Raw genomic sequence first — 19,788 nt, forward strand, 5'->3', positions numbered from 1 at the left:
CCGAACACGGAAGTTAAGCTCACCTGCGCCGAAAATACTTGTCTGGAGACGGACCGGGAAGATAGGTAATGCCGACACAGGGACGGACAGTGTAAGCTGTCCGTCCTTATTTTATATGCACTGGAGGAGAATAAGATGATCTTGAATTTTGATGCGATGGATTTGACGCTCCTGGAAAAGTTTTATGGCGGTGAGAAAGCCGTTCAGGCAAAAATGCATGTGGATGAGCACAATAAAATCATGCGCAGTGTGCTGGAGCCGGGCGCATCGGTGGGATACCACACCCATGAGACCAGCAGTGAGATCATCTATGTGCTCCAGGGCTCCGGAAAGGTTCTCTATGACGACGGTGAGGAGCGTGTGGAGAGCGGTGTATGCCACTACTGCCCCAAGGGACATGCGCACAGCCTGATCAATGACGGCACGGAGAATCTGGTCTTCTTCGCGGTTGTTCCCAACCAATAAAATAAAACGGCTCTGCATCCTTTTATGAGATGCAGAGCCGTTTTTATTCCCTTCCATCAGGGCTGTTCTTCTGAAAACCCATACTTCTGAATTTGGCGGCGCATCCAGTTCCCGCGCACATAGTAGATGATAAACAGCAGGGAAGTGATGCTCCAGGTCATGGGATAGCTGAGCAGGAGGGTACCAAGCGTGCGGTCCAGCGGGAGGACCGTGAAGATCCAGACCACACGCAGTACACACACACCGCCGCAGGTGAGGAGCATGGGCTTCAACGAATCTCCCGTACCGCGGATGGCGCCGGCCATGACCTCCACACAGATAAAGGTGAAGTAGAAGGGGGACATGCGCCAGAGGATAAAAGTGCCGATCTCGATCACCTGGGTATCGGTGGAGAACATACGCAGCAGAGGTTGGGCGCCAAGGGCATACAGTCCGCTGACCAGCAGTGCGGTCACCAGGGAGAGAAGCAGACAGACCCGTACACTCTTCCGGACCCGGTCGTAGCGCTGCGCGCCGAAATTCTGCCCCACAAAGGTTGTGATGGAGATGCCGAATGCACCGGAGATCATCCAATAGAAGGCATCCAGCTTGCAGAAAGCAGTCCACGCTGCCATGGTGCTTGTGCCAAAGGAATTGATGCAGGACTGAATGAGCATATTGGAAATGGTATACATATCGGACTGAAGCCCGGTGGGCAGACCGATGCGGAGAATAGATTTGAGAATATCCGGATGGAACCGGATCTGTTTCCGTTCAATACAGAAAATCGAGTCCGGACGGCAGAGGACCAGCATGACCAACACGGCGCTGACGATCTGTGAGAGTACCGTGGCAAGGGCTACGCCCAGCACTTCCAGACCAAAGCCGACCACAAATACAAGATCCAGCACAATATTGGTCAAACAGGCGGCAATCAGAAAGTAAAGGGGCCGTTTTGTATCGCCAATGGCCCGGAGGACGCTGGAACCCACGTTGTAGAGGAAGGAGGCGATGCTCCCTACAAAATAGATCCGCAAATAGATCAGGGAGTAGTCCATGACCTCGGCCGGTGTGCCCATGAGTACCATGACCGGATAGGAGAGGGCGATACCCAACACCATGACGCCCAAACCTGCCGCGATTGCCAGGGCGATGGCCGTATGTACGGTGCGGCGGAGTTCCTGGATCTGCCGTGCGCCATAGTACTGCGCGACGATGACCGTAGCGCCCGAGGAGAGTCCCACAAAGAGATTGACCAGAAAGTTGATGAGGACTGCGGCAGGACCACCCACGGCAGCCAGCGCCTCTGTCCCCACAAAATTACCTACAATGATGGCATCTACGGTGTTATATAGCTGCTGAAAAAAGGTTCCCAACAAAATAGGAAAGAAAAATGAGAGAAGATGCCTCCAGATCGGCCCTTCTGTAATCCGGCTTTGCAAATCGATCGCTCCTTCCCTACCGGCGAACAGTGGAAATATGGCATTCTAAACACAGCATAAAGCAAGGACTGGGGATAAGTCAATGCTATCTGTTGACAGTCCGGTGAGAAGGGCCTAAAATAAAATCTACAAAACTTTAGCGGCGGAAAGAAAAAACGGGCTGTATGGCAAGGTATTCTGCCGGTGCAGATAAAGGAGAGAGCGGAAATGGAACTGGATCTGCTGCGCTGCTCCCTGCGGGGCGTAGCGGCGTACAAACACCTGATGGATGAGCCGGTGATGCAGCTGGTGATGTCTATACTGGACGCGCTGCACGACGGGAAGGGGGAAGAGGCGGTAGAACGCTATACCCGTCTCTTCTATACACTCTGGCAGACAGGGAAGCAGGGGCTCTCCGACTGGCTGCATGATGCATTGCGCTATCAGGAGTCGCCCTATGCCTGGCAGGTGGAGCGCGAGGAGCAGGACCCTGTGCTGGAGTCTGCCGCCCGGCGGGACATTCAGACGCTGGCATACTTGGCGGAATTGGACTGTGAGACGGTGATTCGCGCAATCAGCACCTGTGTCTCGGCTGATTTTGCCCCGGTTCTGGAGGGGCTGCCCCGCTGGACGTGCAGCGCGCCCTTTGACGCGGAGTCCCTCACTGCCTTTTACCGTGCCCATGGCTCGGGACGGTTTGCCCAGTACCGCGCCTTCTTGTGGGAGGAGGGAAAGCTGTGGCCGGTGCAGGAGCCGGACAGCCATACGCCTGAGGAGATGATGGGGTATGAGCGCCAGCGCGACCAGGTCATCGCCAACACCCGCGCTATGCTGGAGGGCAATCAGGTGAACAATGTCCTGCTCTATGGGGACAGCGGCACTGGAAAATCCGCCACGGTGAAATCCATCCTCTCCATCTCCGGGTTTGAGGATCTCCGTTTGATTGAGGTCCAGAAGGAGGAGGTCTCCACGCTGCCCGACCTGATCCGTACCTTGGGAGGGCGCCGGCGGAAATTCATCCTGTTCATTGATGACCTGGCCTTCGATCAGGACGACCGAACCTATTCTGTCTTGAAGACCATTCTGGAGGGAGGACTGGAGCGCCGACCCGCTAATGTGGCCATCTATGCCACTTCCAACCGCCGCCATCTGGTTCGCCAGACCTTCAGCGACCGGGCCGGAGATGAGGTAGATGCATCGGAGACCATTCAGGAGAAAACCTCTCTGGCCGAGCGCTTTGGTCTGCGCATCCCCTATCTGGCCATGGGCAAGAAGGAATATCTGGAGATGGTGGACCGGATGGCCGCCTATTACGGAGTGGAAATGGAGCAGGAGGCCCTCCATGCCGAGGCCGTCAAGTGGGAGATGCACCATCCAGGCCGCACGCCCCGGGTGGTCCGCCAGTTTATTGCCAGCCTGCGGGTCTGATCAGACACAAAAAAAGAGCAGCAAATTTGCTGCTCTTTTTTCTATGCTTCTGTGAAGTGGGGAAAAGGAAATCAGCCCAGGGCAACGTCCAAAATCATCATGACCAGAAAGCCGCCCAGCACGCCGAAGGTTCCCAGATTGGAGTGCTCGCCCAGGTGGGCCTCCGGAATCAGCTCCTCCACCACCACATAGACCATGGCACCCGCGGCAAAGGAGAGGAGCCAGGGCATCAGAGGACCGATCTGGGGGGCAATCAGTACGGTCAGGATACCAAAGATGGGCTCCACAATGCCGGAGAGGCTGCCGCAGAGAAAGGCCTTCCAGCGGGGCATTCCCTCCTCCCGCAGGGGAATGGAGATGGCCGCACCCTCGGGGAAGTTCTGGATTCCGATTCCGATGGCCAGGGCCATAGCAGAGGTATACAGTGCCCCCTCTCCGCCGTGCTGCGCGGCCAGAGCAAAGGAGAGGCCGACGGCCATCCCCTCCGGAATGTTGTGCAGGGTTACGGCAAAGACAAGAAGTGTGGTCCGCTTCAGACTGCTTGTGATTCCCTCCGGCTGTTTGGCATCTGGATGGAGGTGGGGAAGCAGGCCGTCCAGCACGAGGAGAAACAGGGCGCCCAACAGAAGACCGCCCGCAGCGGGCAGGTATCCGGGGATCCCGGCCGCCTCCGCCTCTTCGATCGCGGGGATGAGCAGGGACCAGACCGAGGCAGCAATCATAACGCCCGCCGCAAACCCCAAGAACAGCTTCTGCGCCGTGGCAGAGCTGCGTCCCCGAAAGAGAAAGACCAATGCCGCCCCAAGTGACGTCATCAAAAAGGTAAAACCTGTGCCGGCAGCAGCCCAGGAAAGTGCTCCTAACATGTAATATCCTCCTAAATGTTAGTTTATGCTAACCTTTGAGTATCCAGTATACAGGAAAAAGCCGGGGAAATCAATCCCCGGCCCGCTGAATGTGCTCTTTAATTTTCTGAAAAGTCTCAGCGCTCAGATCGTGCTCGATGCGGCAGGCATCCGCCGCCGCAGTCTCCGGACTGACGCCCAGCCGCGTCAACCACTCGGTGAGAAGCTGGTGCCGCTCATAGATGGTACTGGCAATGGCACGGCCCTGGTCGGTCAGCTCAATAAAGCCCTCTTTGTCCATGGAGATATATCCGTTTTCGCGCAGCAGACTCATAGCGCGGCTGACGCTGGGTTTGGAAAAATTCATGTGGCGGACAATGTCAATGGAGCGGACCATGCCGCGCTCTTCTTTCAGCATCAGAATGGTTTCCAGATAATTTTCGGCCGATTCCTGGATTTTCATGAAGGTGCCTCCTCTTCGCCGGAAAGACCTGTGAAGTGTACAAATCAAAACCGGAAAGTTCTTTTCATTTTATCATAAAAAGCAGATTGATACAAGAGACGAGATTTTTTCCAAAAATCCATTGACAAAAGTGGTTAGCCATGGTAAACTAACGCCGTTACAAGGGAGTTAGAAAATGCTAACTCCCTGTTATTCCTGAAAATAGTTAGCTTATTCTAACTTACGGAAGGATAGGGGTGTTATGTCTATGCCGTTAACGATGGCGCAGGCAGGTGTGGAAAATACCGTCCGAAAGATCAGCGGAAAAGACGAGGTACGCCGTTTTTTGGGGAGCCTCGGCTTTGTGGAGGGGAGCCCGGTCACGGTCATTTCACAGATCGGTGGAAATCTGATCGTCCATGTGAAAGATACGCGTGTTGCACTGGATAAAACCATGGCCAAGCGAATCCTGGTCGGATAGGAAGACTGTATCAGACGGTGTGTGTGTTGGAAGGAGGAAGAACGATGGCAACATTGCGAACGGTCAAATGCGGTGAGACGGTCACGGTGACCAAGATCCTGGGAGAAGGCGCGCTGCGCCGCCGGATCATGGATATGGGCATCACCAAGGGGACCTCTGTATTTGTGCGGAAGGTAGCCCCTCTGGGCGATCCGGTGGAGATCACCGTCCGGGGCTATGAACTGTCGATTCGCAAAGGGGATGCGGAAAACATCCTGGTGGAGTGAGTTTTTTTGCCCTTTGGTTAGCTATTGGTAACTAAAAGACAAAAGATTCTTTCGTGTTGGATGAGGCGGAGCAGAGAGGGCTCCGTAAAGAGGAGGGATATCCATGTCAATCAGAATCGCACTTGCCGGAAATCCAAACTGCGGCAAGACTACCATGTTCAATGCCCTGACCGGCGCGGCACAATTTGTGGGAAACTGGCCCGGTGTTACGGTGGAAAAGAAAGAGGGAAAGCTGAAAGGCAGCAAGGATGTGACCATTACCGATCTGCCGGGCATCTATTCTCTCTCCCCCTATACGCTGGAGGAAGTGGTCTCCCGGAATTATCTGATGGAGGAGCGGCCGGACGCCATTTTGAATCTGGTGGACGCCTCCAATATCGAACGCAATCTCTATTTGACCACGCAGCTGACCGAAATGGGGATTCCCGTCGTGGTTGCGCTGAATATGATGGATATTGTGCGGCGCAACGGGGATCAGATCGACGTCCGGAAGCTGAGGCAGGCGCTGGGTTGTCCGGTAGTGGAGACCTCCGCGGTCAAGGGCGAGGGCTGTGTGGCCGCCGCACAGGAGGCGGCCAACCTGGTGCGGACCGGGCAGAGTACCCAGCCGGGCCACACCTTCTCCAGCCGCGTGGAGAAGGCGCTGCAAGAGATCATGGATCTGATCGGTGGCGTGGTACCCGGTGAGAGCCTGCGCTGGTATGCGGTCAAGTTCTTTGAGCGGGATGAGAAGGTCCTGGAGCGCTTCCAGATGGGAGAGGATCTCAAAAGCCGTCTGGATGGAATCATCCAGGCGGTGGAGACAGAGCTGGACGACGACAGCGAATCCATCATCACCAACGAGCGCTATGAGTATATTGCCCGGGTGGTGAGCGGATGCGTGAAGAAGAGCCGCCGGGGCATGTCGGCCTCGGACAAAATCGACCGCATTGTGACCAACCGTATTTTGGCGCTGCCCATTTTTGCGGCAGTCATGTATCTGGTCTATGCCATTTCCATGGGAAATCTGCCCTTCTCCATCGGCAGCATGGCCACTGGATGGACCAACGACGTGCTGTTCGGGGCATGGGTGCCGGACGCCCTCAACGGCTTCCTGGAGAGCGTGGGCTGCGCGCCCTGGCTCCAGGGACTGATCGTAGACGGCATCGTGGCCGGCGTGGGCGCGGTTCTAGGCTTTGTCCCCCAGATGCTGGTACTGTTCCTGCTGCTGTGCATCCTGGAGGATGTGGGCTACATGGCGCGGATCGCCTTCATTATGGACCGGATCTTCCGCCGGTTTGGCCTCTCCGGCAAGAGCTTTATCCCCATGCTGGTGGCCACCGGATGCGGCGTGCCCGGAATCATGGCCTCCCGTACCATCGAACAGGACCGGGATCGGAAGCTGACGGTCATGACCACCGGCTTTATCCCCTGCGGGGCGAAGATGCCCATCATCGGACTCTTTGCCGGGGCCATTTTCGGTGGTTCCAGCTGGGTGGCGGTCTCCGCCTACTTCATCGGTGTGGCCGCGGTGGTCACTTCGGGCGTGATCCTGAAAAAGACCCGGATTTTTGCCGGGGATCCCGCTCCCTTTGTGATGGAGCTGCCGGCCTACCACATCCCCAAGGCGGCCAATATCCTCCGGGGCACCTGGGAGCGCGGCTGGTCCTTTATCAAGCGGGCGGGTACGGTGATCCTGCTCTCCTCCATCATCCTCTGGTTCTTCCAGGGCTTTGGCGTGGTGGACGGACAGTTCCAGATGGTGGAGGACAACAACACCTCCCTGCTGGCCGCGGTGGGCGGCGTGGTGGCTCCCATCTTTGCCCCCATCGGCTTTGGTACCTGGCAGGCCACCGTGGCCACCGTCACCGGTTTGATCGCAAAAGAGAATGTGGTCTCTACCTTCGGCGTCCTCTTTGGCCTGGGCGCGGAGGTGACCGAGGAATCCTCCGAACTGCTGGCAGCTGTGGGAACACAGTTTACCGGTCTGACTGCATACAGCTTTATGATCTTTAACCTGCTCTGCGCGCCCTGCTTTGCCGCCATGGGCGCCATCAAGCGGGAGATGAACAGTCCCAAGTGGACCGTGGCAGCCATCGGCTATATGTGCGGCTTTGCCTATCTGGTCTCCCTGATGGTCTATCAGTTCGGCCTGCTGGCCCAGGGCCAGTTCAGCGCCTGGACCGTTGTGGCCTTTGCCGTTCTGGCGGGCATGGTGTATCTGCTCTTCCGGAAGGGATACCAGGGCGAGAGCAGCCGCCTGCGGGCTGTGGACGCGGTAAGCGCATGAGGAATCTCTAACAATACAGGAAAGGAGGGCGTATCCATGCCCTATCTCTCAACCATTCTGATCGGCCTGGTCGTTCTGGCGGTGGTCGCGTTTGCCGTCCGGTGTACCTGGAAGGAAAAAAAGAAGGGCGGCTGCTCCTGCGGCGGAAGCTGCGGAGGATGCTCCGGGCACTGTCATGACGCCCATCCTTCCGCCAAATAAGTACAAGATAATACCTTTCTCCTACTTTTCTCCAAACAACCCACAGAGGGGGACGCCAAGTGGCGTCCCCCTCTGTGGGTTTCTCTATTTCTTCGGCGTGCTTGGAACGCCGGAATGGACCGGGGCGGGCGGTACGGGAGGCGGATTCCAGCGCAGACCGACCCAACAGGTGGGTGATGCCATCGAGAGACCTCCTTTCCAAACTCCGTCTGAGATAGTCTATGCGGGGGACGGATTGTCTCAGACCGGAAACTGTGCTACACTGGGAAAAAAGAAAGGGGCGTGTATGGGATGGAGACCATGTTGGCCATGGTATACCGGGGTGTAGGGGACATCGGACTGGAACGCCGCCCGATTCCACGGATCTGTGACCCCCGAGACGCGGTGGTGCGGGTGACCCGCTCCACCATCTGTACCAGTGATCTGCACATTGCCCATGGCGCGGTGCCCCGGGCCGTGCCCGGGATCGTTCTGGGGCACGAGTTCGTGGGGGAGATCGTCGCCGTAGGAGAGGCGCTGAAAGGACGGCTCCACGTGGGAGAGCGGGTGGCCGCCTGCTGTGAGACCTTCTGCGGGGAGTGCTGGTTCTGCCGCCGGGGCTACGTGAACAACTGTACCCAGGGCGGCTGGGAGCTGGGCTGCCGCATCGACGGCTGTCAGGCGGAGTATGTCCGGGTCCCCTTTGCAGATACGGGCCTCACTCCCATCCCAGATCATGTGAGCGATGAGGATGCGCTCTTTCTGGGGGATATTCTGGCCAGCGGGTATTTTGGCGCGGAGCTGTGCGAGATCCAGCCCGGGGACACGGTGGCCGTGCTGGGCGCCGGACCGGTGGGCCTGTGCGCCATGGAGTGCGCCCGTCTGCTGGGCGCGGGACAGGTCATCGCCATCGAGCCCCGCAAGGAGCGGCGGGAGCTGGCCAGGGCAGAGGGCCTGGCCGATGTGGTCCTGGCGCCTGGGGAGAGCGGTGAAATTCTGGCGCGGACCGAGGGCCGCGGTGCGGACGGCGTGATCGAGTGCGCCGGGGGAGCGGACACTTTCCAGACCGCCTGGCAGATCGCCCGCCCCAACGGAATCGTGGCCGTAGTGGCTATGTACGAGCAGAACCAGGTTCTGCCGCTGCCCGAGATGTACGGGAAGAATTTGATCTTCAAGACCGGCGGGGTGGACGCCCACCATGGGCAGCGCCTGATGGATCTGCTGGCCGCCGGCCGTCTGCGCACCGATTTCCTCATTACCCACCGGGGCGGACTGGACCGGATCGAGGAGGGATACCGGGTCTTTTCTGATCCGGAGAGCGGATGCATCAAATGGGTGGTCACGCCGCCCGGAGAAGGGTAGAGAGGAAAGAAATCTGTTCCCAAGACAAAAAATACGCCCGCACAGCTCGAACCGGGGCTGTGCGGGCGTATTTGTATATGGAAAGGAAATCAGGCGCCAAAGAGCTCCAGCGCCTTGGAGGCCATGCGCGTGCCGTAGGCCCGGAAGGTGGGGGCGTATTTGGCCAGATCGTCGCTGATGGCAACCGGGCCCAGATGGATGTAGGGCTTGCCCCAGGAGCCGCCGCCTGAATAGACCAGCATGCCCCGCACCATGAAGTGGGTCAGGATGCCCTGCACCGCCATGTCGCCGCCGCCGTGGACATAGTCCGCCGTGGCAAAGGCGCCGCCCAGTTTGCCGGCCAGGCCGTATTTGCCGCTCTCGGTGTCCAGCCAGGTCTTGACCTGACCGGCCATGCAGGCCAGATAGGAGGGGGTGCCCAGCACCACGCAGGAGCTCTCCCGGAGGAAATCTTCGTCGATGGCGTCCAGGGAAAAGGCCCGGGCCTGAGCGCCTTCCACGCTGTTCATGCCGGATACGATCTCCTCGGCCATGTCACGGGTATGTCCGGAGCGGGAAAAATAGAGTACGGATAGTTTCATGCCAAATTGCCTCCTGTGTTTTGTCTCGGTATGGACATTATAAAACCCTCCGGCGGGAAAGACAAGGCCTTGCACAGAAGCGGAAAACGTACTATCATGGAACAAACGACAGGAAACCGGGGCGGAAAAGGCGCTCCGGCCGGAGAAAGAGGGGAAGATGATATGCGGATTGCGGACCTGCACATCCATTCCAAATATTCCAGAGCGACCAGCCGGGACTGCGTGCCCGCGGCACTGGATTTCTGGGCCAGACGCAAGGGCATCCATCTGGTGGGAACCGGGGATTTTACCCACCCGGCCTGGCGGGCCGAGCTGACGGAACAGCTGGTTCCCGCGGAGGAGGGGCTCTATACCCTGAAAGAGGAGGCGATCCGCCCGGGCGCCCTCCCGGTGGAGGAGGCCCCTCGCTTTGTGGTCAGCGGGGAGATCAGCACCATCTACAAGAAAAACGGTGCGGTGCGCAAGGTGCACAGCCTGATCGTACTGCCCGACCTGGAGCGGGCGGAGGTCCTCTCCCGGCGGCTGGAGGCCATCGGCAACCTGCACTCAGACGGGCGGCCCATCCTGGGGCTGGACTGCCGGGACCTGCTGGAGATCACGCTGGAGGCCGCCCCCAACGCCATTTTTATTCCCGCCCACATCTGGACGCCGCACTTTTCCCTGTTCGGCGCCTTTTCCGGCTTTGATACCATTGAGGAGTGCTTTGAGGACCTGACCCCCCATATCCATGCGCTGGAGACCGGCCTCTCCTCCGATCCGCCCATGAACTGGCGCTGGTCGGCCCTGGACCGCTTCCACCTGGTCTCCAACTCGGATGCCCACTCGCCTTCCAAGCTGGGGCGGGAGGCAAACCTCCTGGAGATCCCCTACTCCTACACCGCACTGGAAAAGGCCCTGCGGACTGGGCGGGGATTGAAGGGGACGGTGGAGTTCTTCCCAGAGGAGGGAAAGTACCACTACGACGGCCACCGCAACTGCAAACAGTGCCTCTCTCCCCAGGAGGCCGAGGCGGTGGGCGGGGTCTGTCCGGTCTGCGGCAAACGGCTGACCACCGGCGTGCTCCACCGGGTGGAGCAGCTGGCCGACCGGCCGGAGGGGTATGTGCGCCCCAGAGCGCCGGTCTATGAGCGGTTGGCGCCGCTGCCGGAGGTTCTCTCCGCCACACTGGGCGGCGCTCCGGAGTGCAAGCGCAACCAGCTGCGCTATGAGGAGATGCTGCAAAAACTGGGGCCGGAGTTCCACATCCTGCGGGAGGTGCCCATCGAGGACATTGCGGCGGTGGCTGGCCCCTGCGTGGCCGAGGGCATCCGCCGCCTGCGGGCGGGAAAGGCCCTGTGGCAGCCCGGCTTTGACGGGGAGTATGGCAGGATGACTCTCCTCACCGAGCAGGAGAAGGAGGCCTTCAGCGGACAGGTGAGCCTCTTTGGCTGCGACGTTCCAAAGGCCAAAAAGAGGAGTGTTTCCACCCGGGAAAAGCATACGGTGGAAAAACCGCTTCCGGCGGAAGAGCTGCAGGCGCCCCGGCCGGAAGCCCTCAATGCCGCCCAGCAGAGCGCCGTATGTGCCGGTGAGCGGGCGGTAGCTGTGGTGGCCGGGCCGGGCACCGGAAAGACCAAGACCCTGGTCTCCCGGATTCTGTGGCTGCTGGAACAGGGGGAGCGCCCCTCGGAGATCGTGGCGGTGACCTTTACGAACAAGGCGGCGGCCGAGCTGCGGGAGCGGCTGGAGCAGGCGCTGGGAGACCGGCGGCTCATGAGCGGCATGACCATCGGTACCTTCCACTCCATCGCACTCCACCTGCTCTCCCGGGAAGAGCCGGTGGGGCTGGTGGGCGAGTATGAGGCCCTGGAGCTGGCGGGACAGGTCCTGCGCGCCCTCGGCATGTCCCTGCCGCCCAAGCGGCTGCTCCAGGTGGTCTCCCGCCGGAAAAACGGCATGGAAGAGCCGGGAGACGGGGAGCTGGAACAGGCCTGTGCCTTTTACGACCGCCGTCTGGCCGAGCGGGGGATGATGGACTATGACGACCTGCTCCTGCGGACGCTGGAGGAGTGGGAGGGAAAGAGCCGGAGCGACGCGCGCAAGTTCCGCCACCTGCTGGTGGATGAATTTCAGGACTGCAACCCCATGCAGTACCGCCTGCTCCGGGCGTGGAACCGTCTGGGCCGCAGCCTCTTTGTGATCGGGGACCCGGACCAGTCCATCTACGCCTTCCGGGGCTCTGATCCGGCCTGCTTTTCCCGGCTGGCGGAGGATAACCCTCAACTGCGCACCATCCATTTGACGGAGAACTACCGCTCCACACCAGAGATCCTGGAATGTGCCCTGGCAGTCATCCGGCACAACGGGGGTGAGGAGCGTGTCCTCCACGCCGCCGGGCACAGCGGGGCAAAGGTGCGCCTGGTGCATACCGGAAGCGACCGGGCCGAGGCCGTCTTTGTGGCCCGGGAGATTAACCGCCTGGTGGGCGGGATTGATCTGCTGGATGCCCGCCGTCACCAGGACCGGGGGCGGAACTGGAGCTTTTCCGATCTGGCGGTCTGCTACCGCACCCGCCATCAGGCGGGGGTACTGGAGCAGTGTCTGCGGCGAGAGGGGATCCCCTGCCGGGTCGCCGGACGGGATGACTTCCTTCACGACGACACGGTGCGGGGCGCGCTGTGCTTTTTCCGGGTGCTGCTGGAAGCGACGGATACGCTGGCGCTGGAGGCGGCACTGCGTCTGATCTGGAACGTTCCGGCGGACCTGGTCCGGGCGGTGTCCCACACCTGGGCCGTTACCGAGGGGGATGCGGCCCAGCGGGTCAAGGCGGTGGAGCAGGACTATGGGGAGTTGACCATCCTGCGCCCCTGGCTGGAGCTGACCGCCTTCTTTGGCCAGCAGGCCGACTGGGAGCGCCCCTGGCGGCTGCTGGAGCGCTGGGCCGGGGCAGCGGGCTGCACCGGCTCCGACGCCCTGGAGAAGCTGATGGGCATGGCCTCCTTCTATAAGACCATGCCAGGACTGCTGGAAGGAGTCGCTCTGGGAGGCGAGGGTGACCTGTGGCGGCGCTCCGGCGAATATGACGCGGGGGCGGTGACGCTGATGACCCTCCACGCCGCCAAGGGACTGGAATTCCCGGTGGTCTTTCTCTGCGGAGTGCGCAAGGGCGTACTGCCGCTGGAATCGGAGCGCCATCCGGTGGACGGCGGCGAGGAGCGGCGCCTCTTCTACGTGGGGATGACCCGGGCCAAAGAGGAGCTGATCCTGCTCACCTCGGGGGAGGAGCCCTCTCCCTTCCTGGCGGAGCTTCCCTCCGCGCTGGTGGAGCGGGAGGAGGCCCAGGGACGCCCCAGAGAATATGAGAGCGGTCAGATCAGCCTGTTCTGACGGCTTTCGTCTGGTAACTGTGAAACCCAAAAAGGAGCGAGAGACCCATGAATTATCAGATCCATGAGATCCCGGCGGGGGCAGGAGGCCCCACGGCAAAGCTGTCCCTCTATCTGTGGGACAATTCGGAGGAGTTGGACGACGGGCTGCTCCGGCCCATGGTGGTGATCTGTCCCGGGGGCGGATATGCCATGACCTCCGACCGGGAGGGGGAGGCCATTGCGCTCAAGTGTATGACCATGGGGGCCCATGCGGCGGTGCTGCGCTACTCCGTGGCACCGGCACGCTTTCCCACCGCCCTTTTGCAGCTGGCAAACGCCGTATCTCTCATCCGCCGTCACGCGGCGGAGTGGTATGTGGACCCGCAGCGCATCGTGGTGCAGGGCTCCTCGGCAGGGGGGCACCTGGCCGCCTGTCTGGGGGTGTTCTGGAAGGCCGACTTCCTCACCCAGGCGCTGGGCACCCCGCCGGAGCTGCGCCGTCCCAACGGCCTGATGCTGAGCTATCCGGTCATTACCATGGGACAATTTGGTCACCGGGGGAGCGCGGAGAACCTGCTGGCCGAGCGGGAGGAGGAGCTGCGGGATTTCCTCTCCCTGGAAAAACAGGTGAACGACGATGTGCCGCCGGTCTTCCTCTGGCATACCTTCACCGATGAGAGTGTGCCGGTGGAAAATTCCCTCCTCTTCGTCCAAGCGCTGCGCGCCCATCGGATCTCCACGGAATTTCACCTCTACCCGGTGGGACGGCACGGCATCGGGACCGCCGGACCTCTCACCGCCGGGCGGGATAACCGGGGTCTCCAGATGGAGTGTGCCAGTTGGATGGATCTAGCGGAGACCTGGCTCCACGGCTTGGGGAAACGTCCATAGAGCACAAAATGAAAAACGGATGGTATATCTTCTCGAAAGATATACCATCCGTTTTTGCAAAAGCGGCTTATCCCACCACTTGCAGATCCTTGGGATAGTGGTTGAGCACTTCGCAGCCGTCCTCCGTCACCAGCACCAGATCCTCAATGCGTACGCCAAATTCCCCGGGCAGATAGATGCCAGGCTCCACGGAAAAGACCATACCGGGCTCCAGGGGAGTGTCCGAGACGCCGCTCACGTCCGGGGGCTCGTGGCAGTCGAGACCGCAGCCGTGGCCCAGCCGGTGGGTAAAGTAGGGACCGTATCCGCCCTTGGTGATGATGTCCCGGGCGCAGCGGTCCAGATCGGAGAGGAGGACGCCGGGGCGGACCATGGCCTCGGCTGCCTCGTTGGCCTGGCGGACCAGCTCATAGACCTCACGCTGCTTTTCGCTGACGGTCTGGTAGAAGACGGTGCGGGTCATGTCGCACCAGTAGCGGGAGATGGGGGTAAAGATGTCAAAGATCACGCTGTCCCCGGGCTGAAGCACGGTGGAATCGCCGCTGTGGTGGGGGTCTGCCCCATTGGCGCCGAAGCAGACCAGCTGTCTGCCCTCACAGTCGGCCCCACGGGCCACAAATTCCCGGTTGACCAGCGCGGCCAGCTCATTTTCCCGCACGCCGGGACGGATGGCGCCGATGGCAGCGGCCACCACCTGGTCGTTCATGGCCGAGCTGTGGCGCATGGCGGCGCGCTCGGCCTCATCCTTCAATTTGCGGCACAGGTCCACCGGCATGGAACCGTGGACGGGACGCACATCGGGGCGGTGCTCCATCAGGCCAATGAGAAATTTGCTGTACCAGAACTTGTCCACACCCAGGGTCCCGGGCTGGACTGCGCGGGCCAGATCGGCCACCGGGTCCTCCCCGTCCTTGTGGGTGACCACCGGCAGCTCCGGTGTGGAGGGGAGACCGAAGATCTCATTGCCGTACAGGACGGCCTTTCCCTCTGCGTCCAGGTAGAGAGCCAGCAGACGCTCATGGGGCTCCACCCAGAAGCCGGTGAGGTAGTAGACCGATGTGGTGGCGGTAATGAGGATCTGGGAGAGTCCGGCGGCTTTCATCTCCGCCGTGACACGGGAGATACGGGACATTTCCATAGATACACTTCCTTTGAACAGATAAAGGGGCCGGCACTCTGCCGGCCCCTTTATTATAGCATAATTTGATCTGGCTGAGCGATCTTTTCCGTGCAGAAGCGTGCGGAAAAACAGCTGTGAGCAGCGCGGTTTACGCCATGCCGCAGGTACGCTCGGCCGCCTCCACCACATGGCCCACCAGAACACAGGTGGTGACCGATCCGACGCCGCCCGGAACCGGAGTGATGGCGTCCACCACCGGCTCCACCGCGTCAAAGGCCACATCGCCGCAGAGCTTGCCCTCAGCGTTGACGTTGATGCCCACGTCCACCACGACCTGGCCGGGGGAGACATAGGAGGCATCCACCACGCCGGCCTTGCCGGCGGCAACCACCAGGATCTCGGCCTCCCGGCAGACCGCGGGCATATCCACCGTGCGGGTGTGGCAGAGGGTAACCGTGGCGTTTTTCTGGAGCAGCATCATGGCCACAGGCTTACCGACGACCAGGCTGCGGCCCACCACCGTGACCCGCTTGCCGGTGAGATCATAGCCGTAATGGGCCAGGATCTCCATGCAGGCCTGGGCGGTACAGGGGGGGAAGCCCCGCTTCACACCGGCGAATACACCGGCCAGAGAGCCGTCGGTGATTCCGTCCACGTCCTTTTCCGGAGCGAGGGCGCGGCGCACCGTCTCGTCATCCATATGCTTGGACAGCGGGCGGAAGAGCAGACAGCCGTGGATCTCCGGGTCCCGGTTGACCTGATCGATGACCTGGAGCAGCTCCTCCTGAGAGGCGTCGGCGGGGAGGACAAAGGAGCGCACGGCCACCCCGATCTTTTCACAGCGCTTGGTGGCGCCGCGCTCATAGCTCAGATCATCTTCCCGCTCTCCGACCCGGACAATGGCCAGCGTGGGAGAGATCCCGCGGTCTTTCAGGGCCTGGGTACGCTGGACCAGCGCGTCGGTCAGGGCGGCGGCAACCTCTTTGCCGGAGAGAATGGTAGACATGTACATCACCTTTCCTTTTTCAGTGTGCGGCTGCGCTCAGCGCAGACGGCCCAGCACCTGTGTGTAGATCTCGTCCGCCAGGGGGACATATTTGGAGAGCATGGCCTCGGCTTTCTCTTCCAGCGCCCGGGCCTTCTCCCGATCCGCCATGGACTTGGTGTTGATGAAGACGTTCAGACTGGCGCCCTGGAGGGCCGCCTTGCAGAAGAGAACACCCACGCCCACATCAGAGATGGCAATGGCAGAGCCCATGCGGGCATAGTCCCGGTGCAGCTCGATGGCCTCGCACAGGGCGCTCATGATCTCCATGGGGACGGAGCAGGCGGTGTTCAGGGCCTGTTCCATGACCTGCTCCTTATAGGCGCGCTGCTGCTCCGTATCCTTAGGCAGGCCATAGGCGCGGGAGAGGGGTTCGAAGACCTCGGCGTCGGCAGCTACCAGATCCACAAGTTTCTGGCGCAGAACTTCCGAGCGCTGATCCAGCGCGATGATATCGTCTTGCACATCGGCGTATTTCTTCTTTCCGACGGTGAGATTCCCCACCATATTGCCCAGAGCCACGCCGACGGCGCCTACCAGGGCGGACGCGCCGCCGCCGCCCGGTACCGGGGCCTTGGAGGCCAGCGCCTCCAGAAATTCCGTACAGGTCTGTGTCGCGATATTCATAGGATCCCTCACTTTGCCTTTTTTCAGAAATATCCGCATTGGTTGAAATCTCTGTTCCATAATCATAACTGACTGGTTTAAAAAAAGCAATACTCATGAGTATAGAAATACATATTTTGGAGGGAAAAACTTCACGCCCGGACTGCGCCGCCGGGAAGAGACCGAGCGGTGACCCGACTCAGCAGTGCGCTGGCAGAGCAGAATCGTCTGGAAGAGAAAATGGCAAAACAAGCGGTCGTTGACATCGTTTTCCACAGCAAGTACAATAGAAAAGAAGCTCTGTGGCCGAAAAAGGAGCAGAGCACGAAGGAGCGATAGCATGAAGCGAAATGGTGGAAAATCCGTTCATAGCAACGGACCAAAGTCCATCTGGAAGCAGATGCGTTTTAATCTGTTGGTGGTGACGGCGTTTGCGGTATCAGCCGTGCTGGGATTGACGCTGCTGCAGGATACCCTGCTGGAAAACTCCCAAAATGTAGGGCAGTCTTTGGCGCAGAGCTACTCGGTAGAGGAGGAGCGCAACATCACCGTTTTTGAAATGCTGATGGAATTTGGGACGGAGTATTTGGACCAGCAGCTTCAGGAGAATGCCTCCCATGAGAGCGTGCAGCACTGGATGAGCGGCTTTTTTGATACGGTCCGAAATATGTTTGGGACGGCGGTGATCGATCCCTATGCGGTGGTCGATGGAGAGATCATTGCGGCCAATTACTGGGAAGGTGACGAGACGTATGATGTAAATCAGACCGAGTGGTATCAAAAAGCCATTGCAGCCGATGGAGCGATTGTCTTTACCGATGCATATATGGACGCCATTACCGGGCGTTCGGTCATTACCATTGCCAAAAAGTGCAGCAATTCCAACGATGTGATGGCCTTTGATATTTTCCCGGAAAATTTTCAGGTGGCGGTGAATCCGCAGAATCTTCCGGAGGGAAGCTCCTACTATCTGTGCGATACCAAGGGTACCCTTTTGTATGCGCATACCGAGATGCCCAGCGACTCTGAGGAGATGCAGGAGTATATCAAACGACTCTTTGACCAGATCCAGGCCGGAGAGATGGCCGATCCCGAGGATTTTATCTATGACGTTCAGGGGGCCAAGCGGGGCGCCTACTATACCACGGCGCCCAATGGATGGATGTCCATCATTACGGTTCCCTTCAGTACGATTTTGGGCGATCTTCAGACCTTTACGATCTGGTTTTTGCTGCTGCTCATCGTGCTGCTGCTCATTGTCGTGGGAATGAGCGCGCGGGAGTATGTGCTCAACCGCCGAATCGAACGGACCAACGAGACGGTGCGGGTACTGGGAAACTCCTACTATGCCATCTACCGGGTCAATGTGGAGCAGGAGACCTATGATATGATCAAGGGCTCGGATTATATCCGGGGATGCCTGCCTCAGCAGGGGGCCTATACCGATCTGCTGCATCAGCTCAGCTCGGTGATTGAGAGCGGGACCTATCAGGAATTTCAGGACAGCTTTTCCATTGAAAATATCCGGAGTCTGATGCTGCGGCGTGTCCGGAATTTCGGAGGAGATTTCCGGCGGGTCTTTGATCAGGAGCTGCGCTGGGTCCAGGTACAGATGCTCTTTGATGAGTCCCTGAACCGGGGCGAGGTGGTGCTCTGCTTCCGGGAGATCGATGCAGAGAAGCAGCGGCAGCTTCAGCAGATGCAGCTGCTCCAGGATTCTTTGGAGGCAGCCCGCAAAAGCGAGCAGTCGCAGAAGAACTTCTTTTCCTCGGTCTCCCATGAAATGCGCACGCCTCTGAACGCGATTCTGGGTCTGACCGAATTGGCTGGGAAGTATGTGAAGGACGCGGAGCGGATCCAGGATTATCTGGATAAGATCGAGACCTCCAGCCGTCAGCTTTTGGGACTGATCAATGATATTTTGGAATTGTCCCGGATGGAGCAGGGCAGAATGACGCTGGACCGGCACAGCTTCAATCTGCGCACCTGTGTTGCGGGCTGTGCGGAGGTATTCCGTCCGCAGGCCGAGAAGGAGAAAAAGAAGTTTGAGATCGCCATCGATCTGAGAGAAGAACAGGTCTATGGGGACTCCTTCCGGGTTGGACAGATCTTGAATAACTTGCTGTCCAACGCGTTCAAATTCAGCGGGGAAGGAGATTCCATCTCGGTTTCCGTGCGGCAGATCGATCACCAGAAACATGCCAAGTACCAAATCAGGGTCTCCGATACCGGAGCCGGTATGTCCAAAGAGTTTTTGGAGCGGATCTATATTCCCTATGAACGGGAGACCCGCTTTGGGGCCAAGCACGTACTGGGGACGGGCCTTGGAATGCCCATTGTCAAGAGCCTGGTATCGCAAATGGGGGGCGAAATCGTGGTTGAGAGCGCCCTGGGAGAGGGCACTACGTTCACCGTGACCCTTCCGCTGGAAGTCGCCCAGGAGGAGCCTGAGGTGGCGGAGAAGAAAGCATCCCATTCGGCCGGAACAGCAGACGGGCTGCAGGGAAAACACATTCTCCTGGCGGAGGACAATGCCATCAATATGGAGATTGCCACCGAGCTTTTGCACATGCATGATATGTCTGTGACGCAGGCATGGAACGGCAGAGAAGCTGTGGAATGTTTCCGGAACTCCCCGCCCTTTGGCTTTGATGCAATCCTGATGGATATGCAGATGCCGGAGATGGGGGGCTGTGAGGCGGCCAGGATGATTCGCAGTCTGGACCGTCCCGATGCGCTGGAGGTCCCCATCCTTGCAGTGACTGCGAACGCCTTTGCGGAGGATATTGCAGCCACAGTAGACGCGGGAATGAATGCCCATATCTCTAAGCCGATTGATTTTGAGATCCTCTCGACCGCGCTGCGGGATCTGATCCAAATACGGGAAGAACAGCATAAGGAATGAGGGCGTTTCGAAATCCTTTGAAAAAGCAAAACGAGCGGACTCCTTTTGGAGTCCGCTCGTTTTTATCTTTTTGAGAATTACACGTAGTTGCACACGCGGGCAATGGCCATTTCCATGTAGCCGAGAGACTCGGCCTTGGTCTGCTTGCCGCTGGC

General features: G+C 59.5%; 17 protein-coding genes. 10 read left to right on the plus strand and 7 right to left on the minus strand.

Going from position 1 to position 19,788, the window contains the following annotated elements; genetic code table 11:
- The first annotated feature begins 135 nt into the window (after positions 1–135).
- On the plus strand, positions 136–465 hold the full coding sequence (locus tag GPK94_RS04610; RefSeq protein ID WP_101693944.1) for a cupin domain-containing protein: 330 nt from the start codon (positions 136–138) through the stop codon (positions 463–465).
- A gap of 56 nt (positions 466–521) precedes the next feature.
- Here the strand turns inward: GPK94_RS04610 and GPK94_RS04615 are convergent, their stop codons facing one another.
- A complete protein-coding gene (locus tag GPK94_RS04615) occupies positions 522–1,886 on the minus strand; it encodes an MATE family efflux transporter (RefSeq protein ID WP_346727990.1) in 1,365 nt (454 codons plus the stop codon).
- Between the two features lie 207 nt (positions 1,887–2,093).
- Between GPK94_RS04615 and GPK94_RS04620 the strand changes: the two genes are divergently transcribed.
- Positions 2,094–3,293 (plus strand): ATP-binding protein, encoded by a 1,200-nt coding sequence (locus GPK94_RS04620; RefSeq protein WP_215654766.1) that lies wholly within the window; start codon positions 2,094–2,096, stop codon positions 3,291–3,293.
- A 71-nt stretch (positions 3,294–3,364) separates the two neighbouring features.
- Here GPK94_RS04620 and GPK94_RS04625 read toward each other — a convergent pair whose 3' ends face one another.
- Both GPK94_RS04625 and GPK94_RS04630 read right to left on the minus strand, forming a co-directional pair.
- Positions 3,365–4,159 (minus strand): ZIP family metal transporter, encoded by a 795-nt coding sequence (locus tag GPK94_RS04625; protein ID WP_215654768.1) that lies wholly within the window; start codon positions 4,157–4,159, stop codon positions 3,365–3,367.
- 70 nt (positions 4,160–4,229) lie between these two features.
- Positions 4,230–4,601, minus strand: a complete 372-nt coding sequence (locus tag GPK94_RS04630) for a metal-dependent transcriptional regulator (protein WP_101693941.1) — start codon at positions 4,599–4,601, stop codon at positions 4,230–4,232.
- A 247-nt stretch (positions 4,602–4,848) separates the two neighbouring features.
- Between GPK94_RS04630 and GPK94_RS04635 the strand changes: the two genes are divergently transcribed.
- From GPK94_RS04635 to GPK94_RS04655, 5 genes are all read left to right on the plus strand, one after another.
- Positions 4,849–5,061 (plus strand): FeoA family protein, encoded by a 213-nt coding sequence (locus GPK94_RS04635; RefSeq protein WP_215654784.1) that lies wholly within the window; start codon positions 4,849–4,851, stop codon positions 5,059–5,061.
- A gap of 44 nt (positions 5,062–5,105) precedes the next feature.
- The gene (locus GPK94_RS04640; RefSeq protein WP_101693940.1) at positions 5,106–5,327 is read left to right on the plus strand and encodes a ferrous iron transport protein A; all 222 of its coding nucleotides are present in this window, start codon (positions 5,106–5,108) and stop codon (positions 5,325–5,327) included.
- A gap of 103 nt (positions 5,328–5,430) precedes the next feature.
- The gene (gene feoB, locus GPK94_RS04645; RefSeq protein WP_215654770.1) at positions 5,431–7,596 is read left to right on the plus strand and encodes a ferrous iron transport protein B; all 2,166 of its coding nucleotides are present in this window, start codon (positions 5,431–5,433) and stop codon (positions 7,594–7,596) included.
- A gap of 36 nt (positions 7,597–7,632) precedes the next feature.
- The gene (locus tag GPK94_RS04650) at positions 7,633–7,797 is read left to right on the plus strand and encodes a FeoB-associated Cys-rich membrane protein (RefSeq protein WP_186964378.1); all 165 of its coding nucleotides are present in this window, start codon (positions 7,633–7,635) and stop codon (positions 7,795–7,797) included.
- A 291-nt stretch (positions 7,798–8,088) separates the two neighbouring features.
- Positions 8,089–9,138 (plus strand): alcohol dehydrogenase, encoded by a 1,050-nt coding sequence (locus GPK94_RS04655; protein WP_215654772.1) that lies wholly within the window; start codon positions 8,089–8,091, stop codon positions 9,136–9,138.
- Positions 9,139–9,227: 89 nt separating this feature from the next.
- Here GPK94_RS04655 and GPK94_RS04660 read toward each other — a convergent pair whose 3' ends face one another.
- Positions 9,228–9,719 carry a flavodoxin family protein gene (locus GPK94_RS04660; RefSeq protein ID WP_186964376.1) on the minus strand — a complete coding sequence of 164 codons (492 nt, stop codon included), beginning with the start codon at positions 9,717–9,719 and terminating at the stop codon, positions 9,228–9,230.
- A 162-nt stretch (positions 9,720–9,881) separates the two neighbouring features.
- On the opposite strand from GPK94_RS04660, the gene GPK94_RS04665 reads away from it, so the two are divergent.
- Together GPK94_RS04665 and GPK94_RS04670 are read left to right on the plus strand one after the other, a co-directional pair.
- A complete protein-coding gene (locus GPK94_RS04665) occupies positions 9,882–13,085 on the plus strand; it encodes a UvrD-helicase domain-containing protein (protein WP_215654774.1) in 3,204 nt (1,067 codons plus the stop codon).
- A gap of 47 nt (positions 13,086–13,132) precedes the next feature.
- On the plus strand, positions 13,133–13,957 hold the full coding sequence (locus GPK94_RS04670; protein WP_215654776.1) for an alpha/beta hydrolase: 825 nt from the start codon (positions 13,133–13,135) through the stop codon (positions 13,955–13,957).
- Between the two features lie 67 nt (positions 13,958–14,024).
- On the opposite strand, the gene GPK94_RS04675 is transcribed toward GPK94_RS04670, so the two are convergent.
- The 3 genes from GPK94_RS04675 to GPK94_RS04685 form a co-directional block, all read right to left on the minus strand.
- The gene (locus GPK94_RS04675; RefSeq protein ID WP_101693933.1) at positions 14,025–15,095 is read right to left on the minus strand and encodes a Xaa-Pro peptidase family protein; all 1,071 of its coding nucleotides are present in this window, start codon (positions 15,093–15,095) and stop codon (positions 14,025–14,027) included.
- 130 nt (positions 15,096–15,225) lie between these two features.
- Positions 15,226–16,083, minus strand: coding sequence for a bifunctional 5,10-methylenetetrahydrofolate dehydrogenase/5,10-methenyltetrahydrofolate cyclohydrolase (locus GPK94_RS04680; protein WP_215654778.1), 858 nt, complete (start codon positions 16,081–16,083; stop codon positions 15,226–15,228).
- 36 nt (positions 16,084–16,119) lie between these two features.
- Entirely contained in the window at positions 16,120–16,749 is a 630-nt protein-coding gene (locus tag GPK94_RS04685; protein ID WP_195279833.1) for a cyclodeaminase/cyclohydrolase family protein, read from the minus strand.
- Positions 16,750–17,068: 319 nt separating this feature from the next.
- Between GPK94_RS04685 and GPK94_RS04690 the strand changes: the two genes are divergently transcribed.
- The gene (locus tag GPK94_RS04690) at positions 17,069–19,633 is read left to right on the plus strand and encodes a hybrid sensor histidine kinase/response regulator (protein WP_215654780.1); all 2,565 of its coding nucleotides are present in this window, start codon (positions 17,069–17,071) and stop codon (positions 19,631–19,633) included.
- Positions 19,634–19,788 lie beyond the last annotated feature (155 nt).

The sequence above is a fragment of the Pseudoflavonifractor sp. MCC625 genome (assembly GCF_018784545.1).
Classification (GTDB): domain Bacteria; phylum Bacillota; class Clostridia; order Oscillospirales; family Oscillospiraceae; genus Pseudoflavonifractor_A; species Pseudoflavonifractor_A gallinarum.